Source organism: Acidobacteriota bacterium, from assembly GCA_009838525.1.
In the GTDB taxonomy this organism is placed as follows: Bacteria; Acidobacteriota; Vicinamibacteria; order Vicinamibacterales; family UBA8438; genus VXRJ01.
On record VXRJ01000035.1, the window covers coordinates 207,475 to 224,257 of the forward strand.

Genomic DNA, 16,783 nt, shown 5'->3' on the forward strand with positions numbered 1-16,783 from the left:
GTGTGGCTGGCGGCTGTGGCCGCGCGTCCTTCTGGGTGGTGTTGGGGGCTCGTCTGTGGGTTTTGGGGGCGGGGCCCCCCCCCGCCCCCCCCGGGGCGGGGGGGCCCCCCCCCACGACGCGTGGACCGACGCGGCGCGGCTCTCCACCTTCGTGCAGACGGCGCCGGTGGAGGGGGCTGCGGCCAGCGAGCCGACCGACGTGTACCTCGTCTATGACGGCGAGAATCTGTACGTCGGGGTCCGTGCGCGCTACGGCGACACCGGCCTTATGCGGGCCAACCGCGCGGACCGCGACCAGATCGCGGAGGACGACACCGTCTCCCTGTTCTTCGACCCCTTCCGCGACCGTCAGCGCGCCTACCAGTTCACGGTCAACGGCTTTGGCGTGCAGGGGGACGCCATTCTGAATTCGACCGGCCTTCGGAACCGCACGCAACGCCGGGCCATCGGGGCGCGGGGCGGCGGAGCCTCGGATGCGCCGCCGAGCGGCATTCCCGAAGGCGACATCTCCTGGGACGCGCTGTTCCTGTCGGCCGGCGCGCCCTCGGACGACGGCTGGACGGCGGAGATGGCGATTCCGTTCAGGAGTCTGCGGTACCCGGCAGTGGAGGCGGGCGAGTCTCACCGCTGGGGTTTCCAGGTGTCTCGTACCGTCAAGGGCAAGGACGAGACGGTCGTCTGGTCGCCGGTTTCCCGGGACATCGCGCAGTTCCTGGCGCAGATGGGAGTACTGGATGGCTTGGCGAATCTCTCGACGGCTCGCAACCTGGAGATCCTGCCGACGGTGACCGCCCTGCGTACCGGATCGCTCGACACGGCCGGAGCCTTCACCGACAACGACGTGGCGGAGGCGGGGCTCAACGTGAAGTACGGCCTCTCCTCGGACCTGACCGCCGACTTCACGATCAATCCGGACTTCTCGCAGATCGAGTCGGATCTGCCGCAGATCGACGTGAATCAGCGGTTTCCGCTCTTCTATCCCGAGTTGCGGCCGTTCTTCCTGGAAGGGCAGGAGATCTTCAACGTCTTCGCGCCGATTACCCCCATTCATACCCGGACCATCATCGATCCCCGCTACGGCGGCAAGGTGAGCGGCAAGGTGGGCCGGAGCTCGGTCGGCGTCCTGTTCGCGGACGACGAGGCGCCGGGCAAGCGGGACGATCCATCGGATCCGGCGTTCGGCCGGACCGCCAACGTGGCGATTGGCCGGGCGCGCTTCGACCTCTATCCGGAGTCGTTCGTCGGCGCGACGGTGACCAACCGCAACTTCATGGACAGTTACAGCCGGATGCTCGCATTCGACTCCAACATGCGGCTCGGCGCCACCAACCGCTGGAACGTCTTCGTGTCGCGGGCGTGGCACCGCGACGAGAAGGGGATCGAGCGCCGGGGCGAGGCGATGGGGACGTTCTTCAATCACCTCGGGCGGAACGTGAACTTCTCCGCGTTCTACGGTGGCACCACTCCCGACTTCCGTATAGACACCGGCTTCGTTCGACGGGTCGACGACAAGCGCATGTTCACCAACCTGTCGTACCGATGGTGGCCGGAGCACTGGCTGGTCAACTGGGGGCCGCGCCTGCGGTACGGGCGCAACTACTCGTTCGAGAACGTGCTGATGGACGAGACCGTCGGGGGCGGTCTCGACTTCACTTTCGCGCGGAACGTGCGGCTCGGGTTGAGCGCGGAGCGGGCGCTCGAACGCTACGGCGGCATCGATTTCTGGAAGTGGAATCACGGCGTCGACTTCGACGTCAACGCCAGCCGGCGGGTCGCGCTGGTCGGCAGCTTCACGTGGGGCGAGTCAATCCGCTACAGCGGGATGCCGTTTCTCGGCCGCGGCCGGCTCGGCAGCCTGACCGCGATCTTCCGGCCGGCGTCCCGGCTGCAGTCGCAACTGAACGTCGAACTGAGCCGTCTCGACGATCCGCGCACCGAGACGCTGGTGTTCGACATCCGCGTGCTGCGGGCGCTCACCACGTTCCAGTTCACCGAGCGGTTCCTGATTCGGAACATCATGGAATACAACTCGTTCGACGGCACCATCGACGGCAACCTGCTGCTGACCTACCGCGTCAATTCCGGGACCGTGTTCTACCTCGGCTACGATGGCCACTACCAGCAGGAGGACCGCCTGGATCCCCTGCTCTACGTCACGGACCGCTACCGGCAGACCAACCGCGCGATCTTCACGAAGATCTCGTATCTCTTCCGCTACTGACAGGGTCCACGACGGGTGCGGAGGCGCGCCGCCCATCGGCGGGACCGCCAGGAGCTTTGGGCCGCACGCCCGCAAGGGCGCTAGCGGGCATCGACGCCGGGGGCTTCCACCGGCGTTACGGGGGCCGCCCCGGCCGGCGCGGCGGCAGACGCGCCAGGAAACGGCAGCATGTAGTGGGTGCGTGATCGGACGTCGGCCCCTTCTTGCGTCACTTCTACGCGCAGGCGCCGGGTGCGCCGCGTCTCGTCCGGGTTTGACGAGTAGAAGCCGAGGACGTAGTAGTCGCTGGTCTCGGCGTCGATTTCGGTGAACGCCTCGCGGAACGTGTTGCGGTTCACCACGGCCATCCCTCCAGTGAGCTCCGCGAGCGTCCGGAGGGACGAGTGCTGCTTGCGGATGTACTCGTTCCACTCCGTGGTGCGGAGGTCGAAATCGAGATCCGGGATGGTGGTGAGTCCGCGGACGTCAACCGTGTAGAACGAGACGTTAGCGCGGTTCGCCGCGTCGACGAGCAGCAGCAGCTCGTTGTGCAGCTCCGAATCGCTGAACACCTCGCCGAACGCGTCGGTCGTCGTGAACTGATCGAGGGCCGGCTCGTCGAATTCCGGCAGCCGCGTACCGCCGTTCTCGAAGAATCCCACCTGCTGCATCGACTCGATGCGGGCGTTGACGCGCGCATCGTCGAACGGATTGAAGTTGTAGCCCGCGCTTATGTACAGGAAGGCCTTGCGGCGGTGCTGGATCTGCTCGAGGCCGCGCACGGTTTCGAGTGCCGTCTTGAATGCCACGTGCGCGCGCCAGCGTGATTCGTTCAGCGACGAGAGCTGTGTCGCCGTCTCGATCAGAATGCGGGGATCGAACGCTTCGCCCACCGCCCGGTCGATCGCCCGCAGGCGGTTCTGATCCGTCGTCATCTGCACGCGGATGGCCGACTTGCCGCTGGAGATGATCCCGAACTCGTCCCCCTGGTGGATCAGCGTGTCCGGCAGCAGGTCCATCACGCGGTGGATGAGCGGTGTGTCGGCGGCGCGGATGTGCAGGTCGTCGATGAAGATGACGAAGACCCGTCCCGGCGTCGCGGTCGCCGCCGGCGCGCCCCGGCCGGGCAGGATGATCCCCTCCTGGACTGGCGCGGGCGGCAGCAACTGGTTGTAGACGCGTCCGCCGTGGACCAACACGAGCGAGGCGATCTCCTGCGCGACGTCGTCCTCGTAGATGGTGAAGTCGTCGCGCGTCAGGTCGGGGATGAACAGGCCATCGCCGTCCCGCACGATGACGTCGGTCGTCACCAGGGTCACTCCGGATCGGAAGACCGGCGACTGACGCTGCGCGTCGAGGACTATTCCGGCGGTCGCGATGACGACCGCCAAGGCGACCGCCTTCCACGCGGCCGCAGAAGCCACACCGGGCGGGAACGGCATTTTTCGGAGTATAGCGCACGCATTCCAAACGGCCTTGCGCCTGCCGATCTCGTGTGTTATCAATGCCGGTGGACTGCGTCGGGCGAAAGGACACGCCCATTGGGTTAGACGCAGTTTATGGGGCGTTGGTTCCGTCCCCAGATCGCGAGGTGTCTAGCATGTCGCGTCCGATTAGGCAGCGGTTCAGATTCGGCGTTCGAACCATGGCCGCGCTCTGCGCGGTTCTGGCATGTACGGTCGCCGGCGCGTCAGCCCAGCAGTTGGGCGGTATCGCCGGAGAGGTGACTGACAATACGGGCGGTGTTCTCCCCGGAGTAACGGTGGAGGTCACGTCCGAGGCGCTTGGCGCGCCGCAGGTGGCGTTCACCGACGGCGCCGGGCTTTTCTCCGTCGTGCAGCTCCCGCTGGGGACCTACACCGTCACGTTCACGCTTCCCGGCTTTTCCACCGTGGTCCGCGACGGGATCACGATCGGCGCCGGGTTCACCGCGACGATCGACGCCCAGATGGCGGTCGGGTCGGTGGAAGAGACGGTCACGGTAACCGGTGAGGCGCCGGTTGTCGACGTGCAGACTGTCCGCCAGCAGGCGGTGCTCGACACCGAGGAGTTGGACGTTCTGCCGGTCGGCAACTATGGCCTGCAGACGATCGCGCAGGTGACTCCGGGGTTCACCGAGGACCGGGCGGACGTGGGCGGCACCCGCGATACCTGGTCGGCGCAGGGAGCCTACCGTTTCTACCACGGCAAGCCGGGCACGCGCGCCTCGTTCAACGGCTTCCGGAACCAGTACTTCATCGGCACCGCGTCGGGCTCCGGCTACATCACGAACTCCGACACCATCGGGGAGATGCAGGTCGAGATCGCCGGCATGGGCGCCGAGAACGGTTCCGGCAGCACGACCATCAACGCCATCCCGCGTGAGGGGAGCAACGTCTTTACCGCGTCCCTCAACACGAAGTACTCCGGCAGTGGCATGCAGTCGGAGAACCTCACGCCGGAGCTTCGGGAGTTCGGCATCGAGCCGCCGAGGATGGAGAACATCTGGCGCGCGGCCGGGACCATCGGCGGCGCGATCAAGGAGGACCGGGCGTGGTACTACGTCTCCATCGCGCGCTGGGGCCGCCGCATTCAGCCCCCCGGCGGCTTTTTCAACGCGCTGCAGGGGCACAACCAGTTCGGGACGGCGGGAGCTCCGTTCCCCGACCCCCGGATGGGCGGACCCACCGAGATCGAGGATCCGTTCGGCCTCCGGGGTGGGCCGGGTTCACCTGGCTTCTACAACACGCGGACCATCTTCCACGAGCTTGACATGAACCGTCCGGCCCACGACTTCGACTGGAACCGGACCCACGCGGTGCGGTTCACCTTCCAGGCGACCGACCGGAACCGGTTCGCGAGCTTCCTCGACATCCAGAAGGACTGCCGCTGCACCACCGGTTACACCGGCCAGTACGCCATCGAGAACGAGAACGGTTGGGACATGTGGCCGGCCGGTGTCGTGCAGGGATCCTGGACGTCGCCCGTAACCACGCGCCTCCTGCTCGAGGCGGGCGGCGGCTGGCAGACCGCGAACTGGGTCAACTTCCCCGCCACCGGCGTGGTCGACGGCCAGGATCGCCACATTCGGGATCTCGCTACCGGTTACCGGTGGGGCGCCCCGATCCTGAACATCGCCCCGCGTGCGCGGACCGGCCGGAGCATGGAGTACTTCCGGCTGTCGTATGTCACCGGTTCGCACAACTTCCGCGTCGGCCTGACGCTGGAGCAGGCGTTCAACGACGAGGAGCGGACCACTGGCCACCAGGACACGCTGGCGTGGGCGCTGTTGGCCGGTAATCCGCTGGCGCTCATCTACTACGTCCAGCCGTACTTCCAGCAGGAGCGGATGAATCAGGAGCTGGGCCTCTACGTCCAGGACTCGTGGACGCTCGGCAACCTGACCCTGACCGGAGGCCTGCGCACCGACTACGTCTCGATGGGCTTCCCGGCCGCCCAGTTGGCGGGCGGGCCCTCCGTCGGGGCGAGATCGGTGTCGGAACTGTCGGGTGTCCCGGACTGGACTGATATCAATCCGCGGGGCGGCGCCAGCTACGACCTGACGGGCGACGGCCGGACGGCGATAAAGGTGTCGATGGGCCGCTTCAACGAGTTGACGCGGAGCCGCCTGACGCGCGAGTTCCACCCGTTCAGCTCGTCCGTTGCGACAGCGAACCGGTTCTGGCTGGATGTCAACCAGAACTGGATCGTGGATTGCGACACCGGGAACTTCGCACCGAACGGCGAGTGCGGCGCCATCAGCAACGCCAACTACGGCCAGTTCCCGGATCTGCAGCCGACGGACTACATCTTCGGGAACCTGGCCGGCTGCTCGGAGTCGAGCCCGGAAGCCTGCCCCGCCACGATGTTCGACCCGGACGTCCTGTACGACAACCGGCCCTACACGTGGGACTTCCTCGCCGAGATCCAGCGCGAGCTGGTGACCGGACTGTCGGTCAGCGCCGGCTACAACCGGAACTGGTCGGGCGGCTACTGGGTGTCGGACAACCTGCTGACCAGCCCGTCGGACTACGACGAGTACTGCATCGCCGCTCCAGCGAGCGGGCGCCTGTTCGACGTGGTGGGCGATCTTTCGCCGGGCCAGCCGCTCTGCGGCTACTACGACATCCGGCCGGAGCTGTTCGGCCAGAGCAAGCGGCTCGTGACGATCGCCGACAACTACGGCAACCAGACCCGTGAGTGGAACGGGTTCGTCTTCAATGTGGACGGTCGTCTCCCGAACGGCATCCGCGTGACCGGCGGCCTCGACCTCGGTACGCAGACGGTCGGCAACTGCTTCACCGTGGACGAGCCGAACCAGCCGCGCGACCTGTTCAACAACCTGCCGCCGGGCGGCCCGAACTGCCGCCACACGCACAGTTGGGGCAACCTCGCGGACTTCCGCATGCACGGCGACATCCCGCTGCCGGCTGACTTCACGCTGAGCTGGATTTACAAGAACACGCCGGGGACGCCGATCAACGCCGTCGGCGACTTCACCAACGCTGACATCCACTGCTGGGCGGACGGTAACGGCAACTGCGATCCGATGAGCACGCGGACGGGCTTCTCCGGGAGCCCCAGCCGGACGCTCGCGATCACGGCGCCGAACCAGTACTTCACCAAGCGGTTCACGCAACTCGACCTCCGGTTCCTCCGGACGTTCAGCCTGGGCGACATGCGGCTCGACACCAGCATCGACCTCTACAACGCGCTGAACTCGAACTCGGTCCAGTCGATCGAGAGCACGATCGGCACCGCGTTCGGGCGGCCGATCACGGTGCTCGACGCTCGCGTGCTGCAGGTCTACGCGAACCTGCGGTTCTAGCGGTCAGCATGACGATGGGAGGAGAACCACGATGACTGCGAAGACGAACTGGATGCGGGTGACGGCGTTCGTCCTGGCCATGCTGATCGCGTACACGCCGGCGGCGTTCGCCGGGCCCCTGCGGGATTCCGCCGTGCGGGTCGCGGCGGAGATGGGCGCGCGGACGGCGGCGGCGCCGGGTGGCGAGGCGGCCGTTGCCGGAGCGTTTTCCCGGTCCGGCGGAGCCCGGGCTGCCGCTACGCAGGACGAACCGGGCGACAGCGGCCGGATGCGGTCGCGCAACGTCTGGGCCCTGATTGGCGCCGGCGCCGCGCTCGGCCTGATCATGATGAAGATAGACCGGACAGTGGAGGATTCCACGCCGTCGACCCGCCGCGAGCGGCAGGACGGCTGCGGGCTGTTCTGTTCGTGATCGGCTGATCGGATCATCTCGCCGGGCGGCCGTCCTCGGGCGGTCGCCCGGCGTTCCTTTCCTCTTGCCAGAATGCGCCGCCGCGCGGGGAATGTGGGTGGCGCCCTGTCTGGTGGTTCTGGCCGCGGTGGCCCTCGCCTGCGGGGCCGGCTCGGATCCGCCGGCTGACGACGCCAGCACTGCCGGCGGCGATGATCCGCCTCCGGCGGGGGTCGCGCAGGACCTGTTCGTCGACCGCGCGGCCGGCGTCGGGCTCGACTTCGTCCACGTGAACGGAGCTTCAGGCCGCTTCTACTACCCGGAGATCCTGCCTCCCGGAGTGGCGCTCCTCGACTACGACCGCGACGGCGACCTCGACGCCTACCTCGTCCAGAGCGGCGCGCTCGAGCCGGCCGCCGGGTCGGGCGCGGCTCCTGCGGACGGGCCGGGGGGGCGGCCGGCGGGAGGCGGGCGCCTCTTTCGCAACGACCTGACTCCTGCTCCGGACGGGCGGCCGCTGCTCCGCTTTACCGACGTCACCGATGCGAGCGGCCTCGACGCTGGCGGCTACGGCCTCGGGGTGGCGGCCGCCGATATGGACAATGACGGCCTGGTGGATCTCTACCTGACGAACTTCGGACCGCCGCAGGTGTACCGCAACAACGGCGACGGAACATTCACCGACGTGACGGCCGGGAGCGGCCTGTCGGGGGCGGACGGGTTCGGCGTTTCCGCCGCCTTCGTCGACTACGACCACGACGGCTGGCTCGATCTCTACGTCGGCCACAATGTGGACTACGACCTCGACAACGCGGCGGAATGCCCGAACCAGGCCGGCGTCCGGGATTACTGTCCGCCGGAAGTGTACGGCGGCATGCCCGATCATCTGTACCGCAACCTCGGCCAGGGCCGGTTCGAGGACGTGACCGACACCGCCCTCGTGGGCGGACGCTTTGGACCCGCGCTCGGCGTCGTCGCGGCCGACTTCGACGGGGACGGCTGGACCGACATCTACGTCGCCAATGACGGGACGGAGAACATCCTCTGGATGAACCAGGGCGACGGGACACTGCGCGACGCGGCGCTCGCGTCCGGCGCCGCGCTGAGCGGCCTCGGCGTTCCGGAGGCGAGCATGGGGGTCGACGCCGGGGACTTCGACAACGACGGAGACGAGGATCTCTACATGACCCACCTGATGCGGGAAGGCAACAACCTGTACGTCAACGACGGCACGGGCCTCTTCGCCGACCGCAGCGCCCGCGCCGGCCTCGGCGCCGCGAGCCTGGCCTACACCGGCTGGGGAACGTCGTGGTTCGACTATGACAACGACGGCTGGCTCGACCTGCTGGCGGTCAACGGCACCGTGGTGATGGTGGAGGGGCGCGAGGGCGAACGCTTCCCCTACGATCAGCGGATGAGGCTCTTCCGTAACCTCGCGGACGGGCGCTTCGAGGATGTGAGCGAGCGGGCCGGCGCCGTCTTCGCGCTCTCCGCGGTGGGGCGGGGAGCCGCGTTCGGCGATGTCGACAACGATGGTGATGTCGACGTCCTGGTCGGCAACGACGACGGTCCGGCCCGGCTGCTCATCAACCAGGTGGACAACGCGAACCACTGGCTCGGCCTCCGGCTAATCGGGGCCGGGGGCCGCGATATGCTGGGCGCGCGGGTTGCGGTCGAGCGACCCGGGGCTGCCACGCTGTGGCGGCGCGCCCGCTCCGACGGGAGCTACGCGTCCGCGAACGATCCGCGTGTGCTGATCGGACTCGGCGAATCGACGACGGCGCCCGACGTGACCGTGCACTGGACGGACGGGAGCGCGGAGCGGTGGGAGGCGCTGCCGATCGATCGGTGGCGGACGCTGGAGCAGGGGACCGGCCGCCTGCTGCCCGGTGGACGACCATGAATCTCACGAAACCGCACTACGGCGTGATGGCGGGACTACTGTCCGTTCCGCTGTGTCTCGCGGCGGCCTGCGGCGGTGCCGGCCCCCCGGAATCGGGCGGCGCGATGCCGGTCGGCGGGGGCGGATCGGATCCCCGTGCGGTGGCGGAGCAGCGGTTGGAAACCGTTGTCCTTCCCGATCTCTCCGAGGTCAGCGACTCGGTTCGCGAGCAGGTGCTGGCGCGCTGGGGACCGGTCGACCGCCTGCAGGCCGGCGAGGCCGACTCAGGGCCGGATGCGGCTGGACACTACGGCGCGCTGGGCATGGTGCTGATGGCGGCGGAGTTTGCCGTTGCCGCGGTTCCGGCGTTCCGCAACGCCCGGGCGCTGGCTCCGGATGATGTGCGCTGGCCCTACTACCTGGCCCACCTGCAACGCGATGCCGGCGCGCTCGATGGCGCGGCGGCTCGTTTCGAGGAGGCGCGGCGGCTCGATCCCGACGCTATGGCGATTCTCGTCTGGCTTGGCGACGTCCGCCTCGCGCAGGGCGACGCGGAGGCGGCCGAGCCGCTGTTCGCACGGGCCCTGGAGCTGTACCCCGATTCCGTGTCGGCGCGGTTCGGGCTGGCGCGCGCCGCGCTGATGCACGAGGAGTTCGAGGCGGCGGCCCGGGGGCTGGAGGAGATTCTGGAGCTGGAGCCGTCCGCGACGGCGGCCCACTATCCGCTCGGCCAGGCCTACCTCCGGCTCGGCGAGCCGGATCGGGCCGAGGTTCACCTGCGGCAGCGCGAGGCGGCGGACATCCGGCCGGCCGATCCCCTGATGGACGCCCTAAACGCGCTGCTTGAGAGTGCGCAGGCATACGAGACGCGAGGCATACAGGCGCTCAATCGGGAGGACTGGGACGGCGCGGTAGCGGCCTTCCGGCGCGGCCTGGAGCTCGAATCGGAGGACGCCGAGTTGCGCCACCGGCTCGCGACGGCGCTGTATCTCCGGGGCGATACGGACGTGGCCCGGATCGAGTTCGAACGCGCCGCGGCGGAGGGGACGAACCTCGCGCAGGCGGACTACAGCCTCGGCGTGCTGCTGCAGGACGAGGGGCGGTACGCCGAGGCGGTTGGGCGTTTCGCGGCGGCGCTCGAACAGCGTCCGACGTACGCCGAGGCGCGCCTGCGGCTGGCCTGGAACCTGCGCCGGGCGGGCGATCCGGAGGCGGCGCTCGCGCACTACGAGCAGGTGTACCGAGCGAATCCCGACCTGATCGAGGCCGCTTTCGGGCATGCGATGACGCTGGTGGTCCTGAATCGCTGGGGAGATGCGCGCGCCCGCCTGGAGCGGGCCCTCGAGGCGCATCCGGACGACATGGGCCTCGCGCACGCCCATGCCCGTCTGCTGGCGGCGGCGCCCGATGCGCAGGTGCGTGACGGCGACCAGGCGCTCGCCATTGCCGACCGCCTGGCGGCTCAGGCACGGACCCTCGACCTCGGCGAGACGATGGCGATGGCCCTGGCCGAGGTGGGCGCCGTCGATCGCGCGGCGGCCCTGCAGCGGGATCTCATCACCGGCGCCCGGCGCGCCGGGCTGACGGACGTGATCCGCCGGCTGGAAGAGAACCTGCGTCGCTACGAGCGCGGCGAAGCGTCCCGCACGCCATGGCCCGAAGGGGAAGTGCCGTGAAGGGGCTCTAGCAACCCGGGCTGCTAGGTAGAGAGCCGGGCGGTGTCGGCCGCCGGTTGTTCCCGGACGAACCCGGCGCGTTATCATGGTGTCGCATTCACCGATCGCCAGTCGCTTCGACGCGGAGCCGGAAGGAGCTTGACGCATGCGGATTCTGTTTAGCCTCGGGGGAGTTGTTGTGGCGGGTTTCCTGCTGGCCGCGCCGGCGGAGGGCGCGCAGGGCTCGGCCGAGAGTTCCGTCACCTACGCGGAGGACGTCGCGCCGATTCTCCGACGTAGTTGCGAGAACTGCCACCGGCCCGAATCGGTCGCGCCGATGGCCCTGCAGACCTACGAGCAGGTTCGTCCCTGGGCGCGGGCGATCAAGCAGCGGATCACCATGGGGCCGCGCGCCGGCGTCATGCCGCCGTGGTACGTGGAGCGCGACCTCGGGATTCAGCACTACAAGAACGATCCGTCGTTGAGCGAGGCGGAGATCGCAACGGTGGTCGACTGGGTCGACAGCGGCGCGCCTTCCGGAAACCTGTCGCTCGCTCCGCCGCCGCGGGACTTCAGCGCGGGCGGCTGGTCGATCGGCGAGCCGGACCTGGTCGTGAAGCTGCCGGAGGTGACGGTGGCCAGCGACGCGCCCGACTGGTGGGGTGAAATCGAGTCGACGCCGGTCGGACTGGATGAGGATCGCTACGTGGCGGCGCTCGAGTTCCGGGAGGTCAACGACTACGACTTCTCCGAGGCGCGCGACACGGTGGGCGGACGCTACGTCTTCCACCACATGATCTGGAGCACCCAGGTGCTCGGCGAGGACGGGGAGCAGGACACGGAGCGCCGGCGCGAGACGACCACCGGCTGGCCGGTGCACGAGGTGGGTCGTAACGCCGACATCTTCGACCCGAAGGCGGGCCGCCTGCTCGCCGCCAACTCCAGCGTGGTCTCGAACTCGGTGCACCTGCACTCGAACGGCCGGGACACCACGTCTCACCTGGAGATTGCGTTCAAGTTTCACCCACACGGTTACGAGCCGACGTTGAAGCCGGCCGGGCGCGACCTGGGCAACGGTCTCGACATCGACATCCGGGGCATGCAGGCGGGGCAGGAGCTCCACGCCTACACCGTTCTGGAGGAGCATCAGAAGATCACCACCTTCGAGCCGCACCTGCACGCGCCGGGCGAGCGGATGTGCCTGGAAGCGATCTGGGGCAACTTCATCGAGACCCTCAGTTGCGTCGGCTACGACCACAACTGGGTCCGGACCTACGAGTACGCCGACGACCACGCGCCGCTGCTGCCCAAGGGCACCATCCTGCACATCACCGGTTACATGAACAACTCGCCGACGAACCGCAACGTGCCGGATCCGCGGAACTGGCAGGGATCGGGCAACCGGTCGGTAACCAACATGTTCATCGACCTCGGTCTCGGCGTGGAGCTGTCGGACGAGCAGTTCCTCGAGGAGATGGCCGAGCGGCGCCGGGCGCACGACTGGCGGCCGGGCGACCACATCCTCGGCTGCCCGCTGTGCGGCTACGACGACCTGGAAATCCCGGCCGATGAGGACGAGGAAACGGAGGCCGAAACGGAGGCGGAAGCGGAGGCGGAAGCGGAGGCGGGAGCTGCCGCCGGGGCCGCGCAATAGCCGTGATGGGAGGAATGGGTCCGGGCGGAACTCCAGAGCGGCTGGCGGCGGCGCTGGTGCTGGCGGCGCTGGTGCTGCTGCCGGCGGCCGCGGCCGATGCCCAGGGCCGCGGCGGCGACTTCACGCTGTCGTACACGAGCGGTCTGAACGTGTCCCCCGCCTACGAGGGTTGGGAGCGGGATCCGGACGGGCAACGCTACTTCCTCTTCGGTTACATGAACCACAACTGGGAGGAAGAGATCGTGGTTTCGGCGGGCCCGGACAACGCCATTGAGCCCGGCGGGCCGGATCAGGGGCAGCCGACTCGCTTCCTGCCGCGGCGCAATCGATTCATCTTTCGCGTTCCGGTGCCGGAGAACTTCACGGTGACGGACGAGATGGTCTGGACGCTGACGACGAACGGCGTGACGGAGATGGCCTACGCCACGTTGCGCCTCGACTACTTCGTTGACTCGATGGTGCGGGCCTCGGAGCAGGGCGCCATCGGCGCCGGCACCACGAACCCGACGATCCGCTCGAACACCGGGCCGACGCTGACGGTCGAAGGCCCGACGGAGCGGCGGATCCGCGTCGGAGAACCGCTGACGCTGGTGGCGCGGGCGACTGACGACGGCATACCGGAGTCGCGGCGCCAGCGGTCGGCGAGCCGCCGGCAGTCGGAGCGACTGGATCGGTGGCGTCCGCCCTACCGCGCCACCGTGAGCAGCGAGACCGGCTTGCGCGTGTCGTGGTTCGTCTACCGCGGCGCCGGCGAGGTGAGGTTCGATCCCCCGCAGGTGACGGTGTGGGAGGATACGCGGCCGGGGTCACTCTCACCCTGGTCGCCGCACTGGGTGACGCCCGAGCCGCCGCCGGATAACGGTTGGGTCGCCTCGGTCACCTTCGAGGAACCGGGAGTCTACACCCTTCGATGCCGGGCGAGTGACGGTGCGCTCGACGTGGACCGCGACGTAGTCGTCACCGTCGTTCCGTGACGGCACGGGCGCGGATCCACGCGCCCGCTCCGGTCTCCTCCGGACCGCGCGGCGGCCGGAGTCTTAGCCGTGCGGTTGCGTCAGCGTCGGCCGGCGCCGCCTTGGGATTCTGCGCAGCCACCCTTGCGGCCCAGCCAGGGTCGACTCCCTTCGCCGTCACGTTTGCCGACGCCACGGTGCAGGCCGGCATCGACTTCACGCACGATAACGGCGCAAGTGGGCGTCACCTGTACCCGGAACTCTTCGGCGGCGGCGTCGCCGTGCTCGATCTGGACGCCGACGACTGGCCGGATCTGCTGTTCGTCAACGGCCGGGGCTGGGGCTCGTCCGCCGACACTCGCCACGGGCTGTTCAGGAACAACCGCGATGGAACGTTCCGCGACGTGTTCAGCGGCAGCGGCCTCGATGGCGCCGATGTCTACGGGCTGGGGGCAACCGTCGCCGACTACGACAACGACGGCTACGACGACGTCTTCCTGACCACCGTCGATGGCGGCCGGCTCTACCGGAACGCCGGCGACGGCACTTTCCTCGACGTTACACTCGACGCGGGCATCGGGGATGGCCGGTTCGCGGTCAGCGCCGCGTGGCTCGACTACGACCGTGACGGACTGGCCGACCTTTTCGTCGGGAACTACGTCGACTGGTCCCCGGACGCCGATACGGGTTGCGGCGATCCTCCGGGCTATTGCGGCCCCGACGCGTACGGACCCGTCGCGCCCACGTTGTACCGAAACACCGGCGGCGGTCGGTTCGAGAACGTCACCGGGGCCGCCGGACTCGACGATCCCACCGACAAGGCGATGGGCGTCGCCGTGCTCGACTACGACGCCGACGGCTGGCCGGACCTGTTCGTCGGCAGCGACCGCGTACCCGCCAAGCTGTACCGGAACGACGGCGCCGGACGGTTTACCGACGTGGCGCTGCGCTCGGGGGTCGCGGTGAGCGAGCGCGGGCGGGCGCGCGCGAACATGGGAGTGGACGCTGCCGACTACGACCGGTCCGGAAGGCCGGACATCCTGGTCGGCAACTTCCTCCACGAGATGCTCGGTCTTTACCGCGCCACCGGGGACGAGTTGTTTGTCGACGCCGCTCCCCGGTCGACGGTGGGCCGGGCCAGCTACCAGTCGGTTACCTGGGCGGTCTTTTTCCTGGATGTCGACCTCGACGGCTTCCTCGATATCTTCGCCGCCAACGGCGGGACCGATGAATCGCAGGGGATGCTGGATGCGCGGGCGCGGCTCAGTCAGCCGCCCCTGCTGTTGCGGAACCAGGGTGACGGCACGTTCGACGACGTCAGCGCGGCGGTTGGAGAAGCGTTTGGCCGGCCCGCCATGGGTCGGGGCGCGGCCTACCTCGATTACGACGGCGACGGCGATCCGGATATCGTGCTCACCGCGTTGAACGGTCCGGCGCGCCTGCTGCGCAACGATGGCGGCAACCGAAGCAACTGGCTTCGGGTCCGGCTCGCCGGGACACCCTCGAACCGGCTCGGCATCGGAGCCACGGTCCGGATTGCCAGCGCGTCCGGCACGCAGCGGCGGACGGTTCGTAGCGGATCGAGCTACGCCTCGCAGAGCGAGTTGCCACTCACGTTCGGGATCGGCAGCGATACGGTGGTGGAGTCGCTCGAGGTCGTCTGGCCTTCCGGCAGTAGCCAACGGTTCACGGATATCGTTCCCAATCGACTGATCGTCATCGACGAGGCGGAGGGCCTGCGGCCGTCAGCGGCGGTCCCGTGACACCTGCAGAAGCGCCTCCTCGATGAGCCGCGTGAAGTACTCGAAGGGCGGCAGGAAGGGAGGCGGTTCCGGTGCGAGCCGGCCGTTGACCAGGAAGCCCGGGCTGGTGTGCAGACCGTAGCGTATCGCCTCGTCCAGGGCGTCCATGATCGCCGGACGCGTCTCGCCGCTCGTCAGGCAGGCGCTGAACTGGCCGGCATCCAGACCAGCCTCGACCGCCGCCTGCCGCAGGCGGTTCGCGTTCAGCACCGCTGGCCGTGACAGCAGGGCATCGTGAAACGGCCAGAACAGATTCTGGTGGTTGGCGCACTGCCCGGCCTGCGCCGCCTGGATGGCCGCGGTGCGATCGGGTGGCGGGAGATGTTTGAACACAATCCGGATCCGGTCCCCGTACGTTTCCCGCACGCGGCCGAACGCGGTGGCGAACCGGCCATAGTCAGCGTTCTGGAAGTCGCCGAAGACAACCAGCTCGACCGGGGCGCCCTCCGGACCGAGTACGGCGTCCTGCGCGGTCCGCTCCACCGCGATGCGGGGCGGGTCCAGAGTCAGCTCGGCGTTCGTGGAGATCGCGATCAACTCCTCCAGGTAGTTCATCCGGGCCAGCTCTCGTGCCGTCACGCGTTCCAGCCAGGCCCGCAAGGCAGGCTTCATCCGTTCGTAGCTGTAGCCTCGCGTGGCAGTCCCGAGGTCGGCGTAGAGTGATTGGGCGGCCGATTCCGGCATTTCGACGACCCGCGGAGGAATCTCCCGTTCCATCAACTCCTGCGGCGTCAGGCCCTGCGCCTCGGCCTCGCGGGCAATGAGCTCCTCGGCCACGAGCTCGTCCGTGAAGCGCCACCGGGTGTCGTGGATCTCGCGGGCGAGTGCGATGAAGCCGCCCGGATCCTGCCGGCGCCACTCGCGATCGACCTCGGCCACGGTGATGATCCGGTCGCCGACCGTCGCGGCGACCGCGTCCGGAGTCGCGGCGAGACCCGGGCCTTCCGCGTCGTCCGTGTCGTCAGCGGCGCGGCGTCCGCCGGCCGGGGCCCGCCCCGGCCCGGTGGCCGAGCGGTCGGCGGGCGATGATCCGCCGGCGTCCACGCCGCCGTGCAGGGCGACGTCGAGCGAGGCATGGTCCCCGGGGTCCGAACCGCGGCTGACGGTCAGGATGTAGTCGCCGGGCGGCATGAGGGAGATCGGCGCGTTGGCGACGATTTCGACGTCGGTGGCCGACCGGACGATGAGCGGGACGAGATCGAGGGTGACGAAGGGAGTAGAGCCGAACCCTGTCCCGGTGATGGTCAGGGTGCCTCCCTGGGCGTCGGGTCGAGCGCCGGAGATGGCGAGCGGTGACGTCTCTACCGGTTGCGGGAACGCCGGAGCGGCGGCCAGGACGAACGCCACGGCGACCACGGAGACGGGCTTGCCGCGCATGCTACGGTCCGCAAGGATATCAAGGATCCTTCGCGCCGACCGTGCGGCAGCGTCTATAATCC

11 protein-coding genes are annotated in these 16,783 nt (G+C 68.7%); 8 read left to right on the forward strand and 3 right to left on the reverse strand.

All coding sequences use genetic code 11. The features are described 5' to 3' along the window. Nucleotides 1-151 precede the first annotated feature (151 nt). Nucleotides 152-2,221 (forward strand): carbohydrate binding family 9 domain-containing protein, encoded by a 2,070-nt coding sequence (locus F4Y45_16330; protein MXY26070.1) that lies wholly within the window; start codon nucleotides 152-154, stop codon nucleotides 2,219-2,221. 80 nt (nucleotides 2,222-2,301) lie between these two features. Here the strand turns inward: F4Y45_16330 and F4Y45_16335 are convergent, their stop codons facing one another. Continuing rightward, nucleotides 2,302-3,642, reverse strand: coding sequence for a VWA domain-containing protein (locus tag F4Y45_16335; protein ID MXY26071.1), 1,341 nt, complete (start codon nucleotides 3,640-3,642; stop codon nucleotides 2,302-2,304). A 62-nt stretch (nucleotides 3,643-3,704) separates the two neighbouring features. Between F4Y45_16335 and F4Y45_16340 the strand changes: the two genes are divergently transcribed. From F4Y45_16340 to F4Y45_16360, 5 genes are all read left to right on the forward strand, one after another. Next, on the forward strand, nucleotides 3,705-7,007 hold the full coding sequence (locus tag F4Y45_16340; GenBank protein MXY26072.1) for a TonB-dependent receptor: 3,303 nt from the start codon (nucleotides 3,705-3,707) through the stop codon (nucleotides 7,005-7,007). Nucleotides 7,008-7,038: 31 nt separating this feature from the next. Further along, nucleotides 7,039-7,419, forward strand: a complete 381-nt coding sequence (locus F4Y45_16345; GenBank protein ID MXY26073.1) for a hypothetical protein — start codon at nucleotides 7,039-7,041, stop codon at nucleotides 7,417-7,419. 97 nt (nucleotides 7,420-7,516) lie between these two features. Next, entirely contained in the window at nucleotides 7,517-9,301 is a 1,785-nt protein-coding gene (locus F4Y45_16350; protein ID MXY26074.1) for a CRTAC1 family protein, read from the forward strand. Beyond that, nucleotides 9,298-10,956 carry a tetratricopeptide repeat protein gene (locus tag F4Y45_16355; protein MXY26075.1) on the forward strand — a complete coding sequence of 553 codons (1,659 nt, stop codon included), beginning with the start codon at nucleotides 9,298-9,300 and terminating at the stop codon, nucleotides 10,954-10,956. The genes F4Y45_16350 and F4Y45_16355 overlap by 4 nt, the downstream gene beginning before the upstream one ends. Before the next feature lie 145 nt (nucleotides 10,957-11,101). After that, nucleotides 11,102-12,589: a hypothetical protein gene (locus F4Y45_16360; GenBank protein ID MXY26076.1), complete on the forward strand. Its 1,488-nt coding sequence runs from the start codon at nucleotides 11,102-11,104 to the stop codon at nucleotides 12,587-12,589. On the opposite strand, the gene F4Y45_16365 is transcribed toward F4Y45_16360, so the two are convergent. Beyond that, nucleotides 12,478-12,783: a hypothetical protein gene (locus F4Y45_16365; protein ID MXY26077.1), complete on the reverse strand. Its 306-nt coding sequence runs from the start codon at nucleotides 12,781-12,783 to the stop codon at nucleotides 12,478-12,480. The two genes, F4Y45_16360 and F4Y45_16365, sit on opposite strands and share 112 nt — an antisense overlap. Between F4Y45_16365 and F4Y45_16370 the strand changes: the two genes are divergently transcribed. Both F4Y45_16370 and F4Y45_16375 read left to right on the forward strand, forming a co-directional pair. Beyond that, nucleotides 12,739-13,563 carry a hypothetical protein gene (locus F4Y45_16370; GenBank protein MXY26078.1) on the forward strand — a complete coding sequence of 275 codons (825 nt, stop codon included), beginning with the start codon at nucleotides 12,739-12,741 and terminating at the stop codon, nucleotides 13,561-13,563. The genes F4Y45_16365 and F4Y45_16370 overlap by 45 nt on opposite strands. 14 nt (nucleotides 13,564-13,577) lie before the next feature. Then, complete coding sequence (locus F4Y45_16375) at nucleotides 13,578-15,305, forward strand: CRTAC1 family protein (protein MXY26079.1); 1,728 nt, start codon at nucleotides 13,578-13,580, stop codon at nucleotides 15,303-15,305. On the opposite strand, the gene F4Y45_16380 is transcribed toward F4Y45_16375, so the two are convergent. After that, nucleotides 15,288-16,721 carry a thioredoxin domain-containing protein gene (locus F4Y45_16380; protein MXY26080.1) on the reverse strand — a complete coding sequence of 478 codons (1,434 nt, stop codon included), beginning with the start codon at nucleotides 16,719-16,721 and terminating at the stop codon, nucleotides 15,288-15,290. The genes F4Y45_16375 and F4Y45_16380 overlap by 18 nt on opposite strands. Nucleotides 16,722-16,783: the final 62 nt, after the last annotated feature.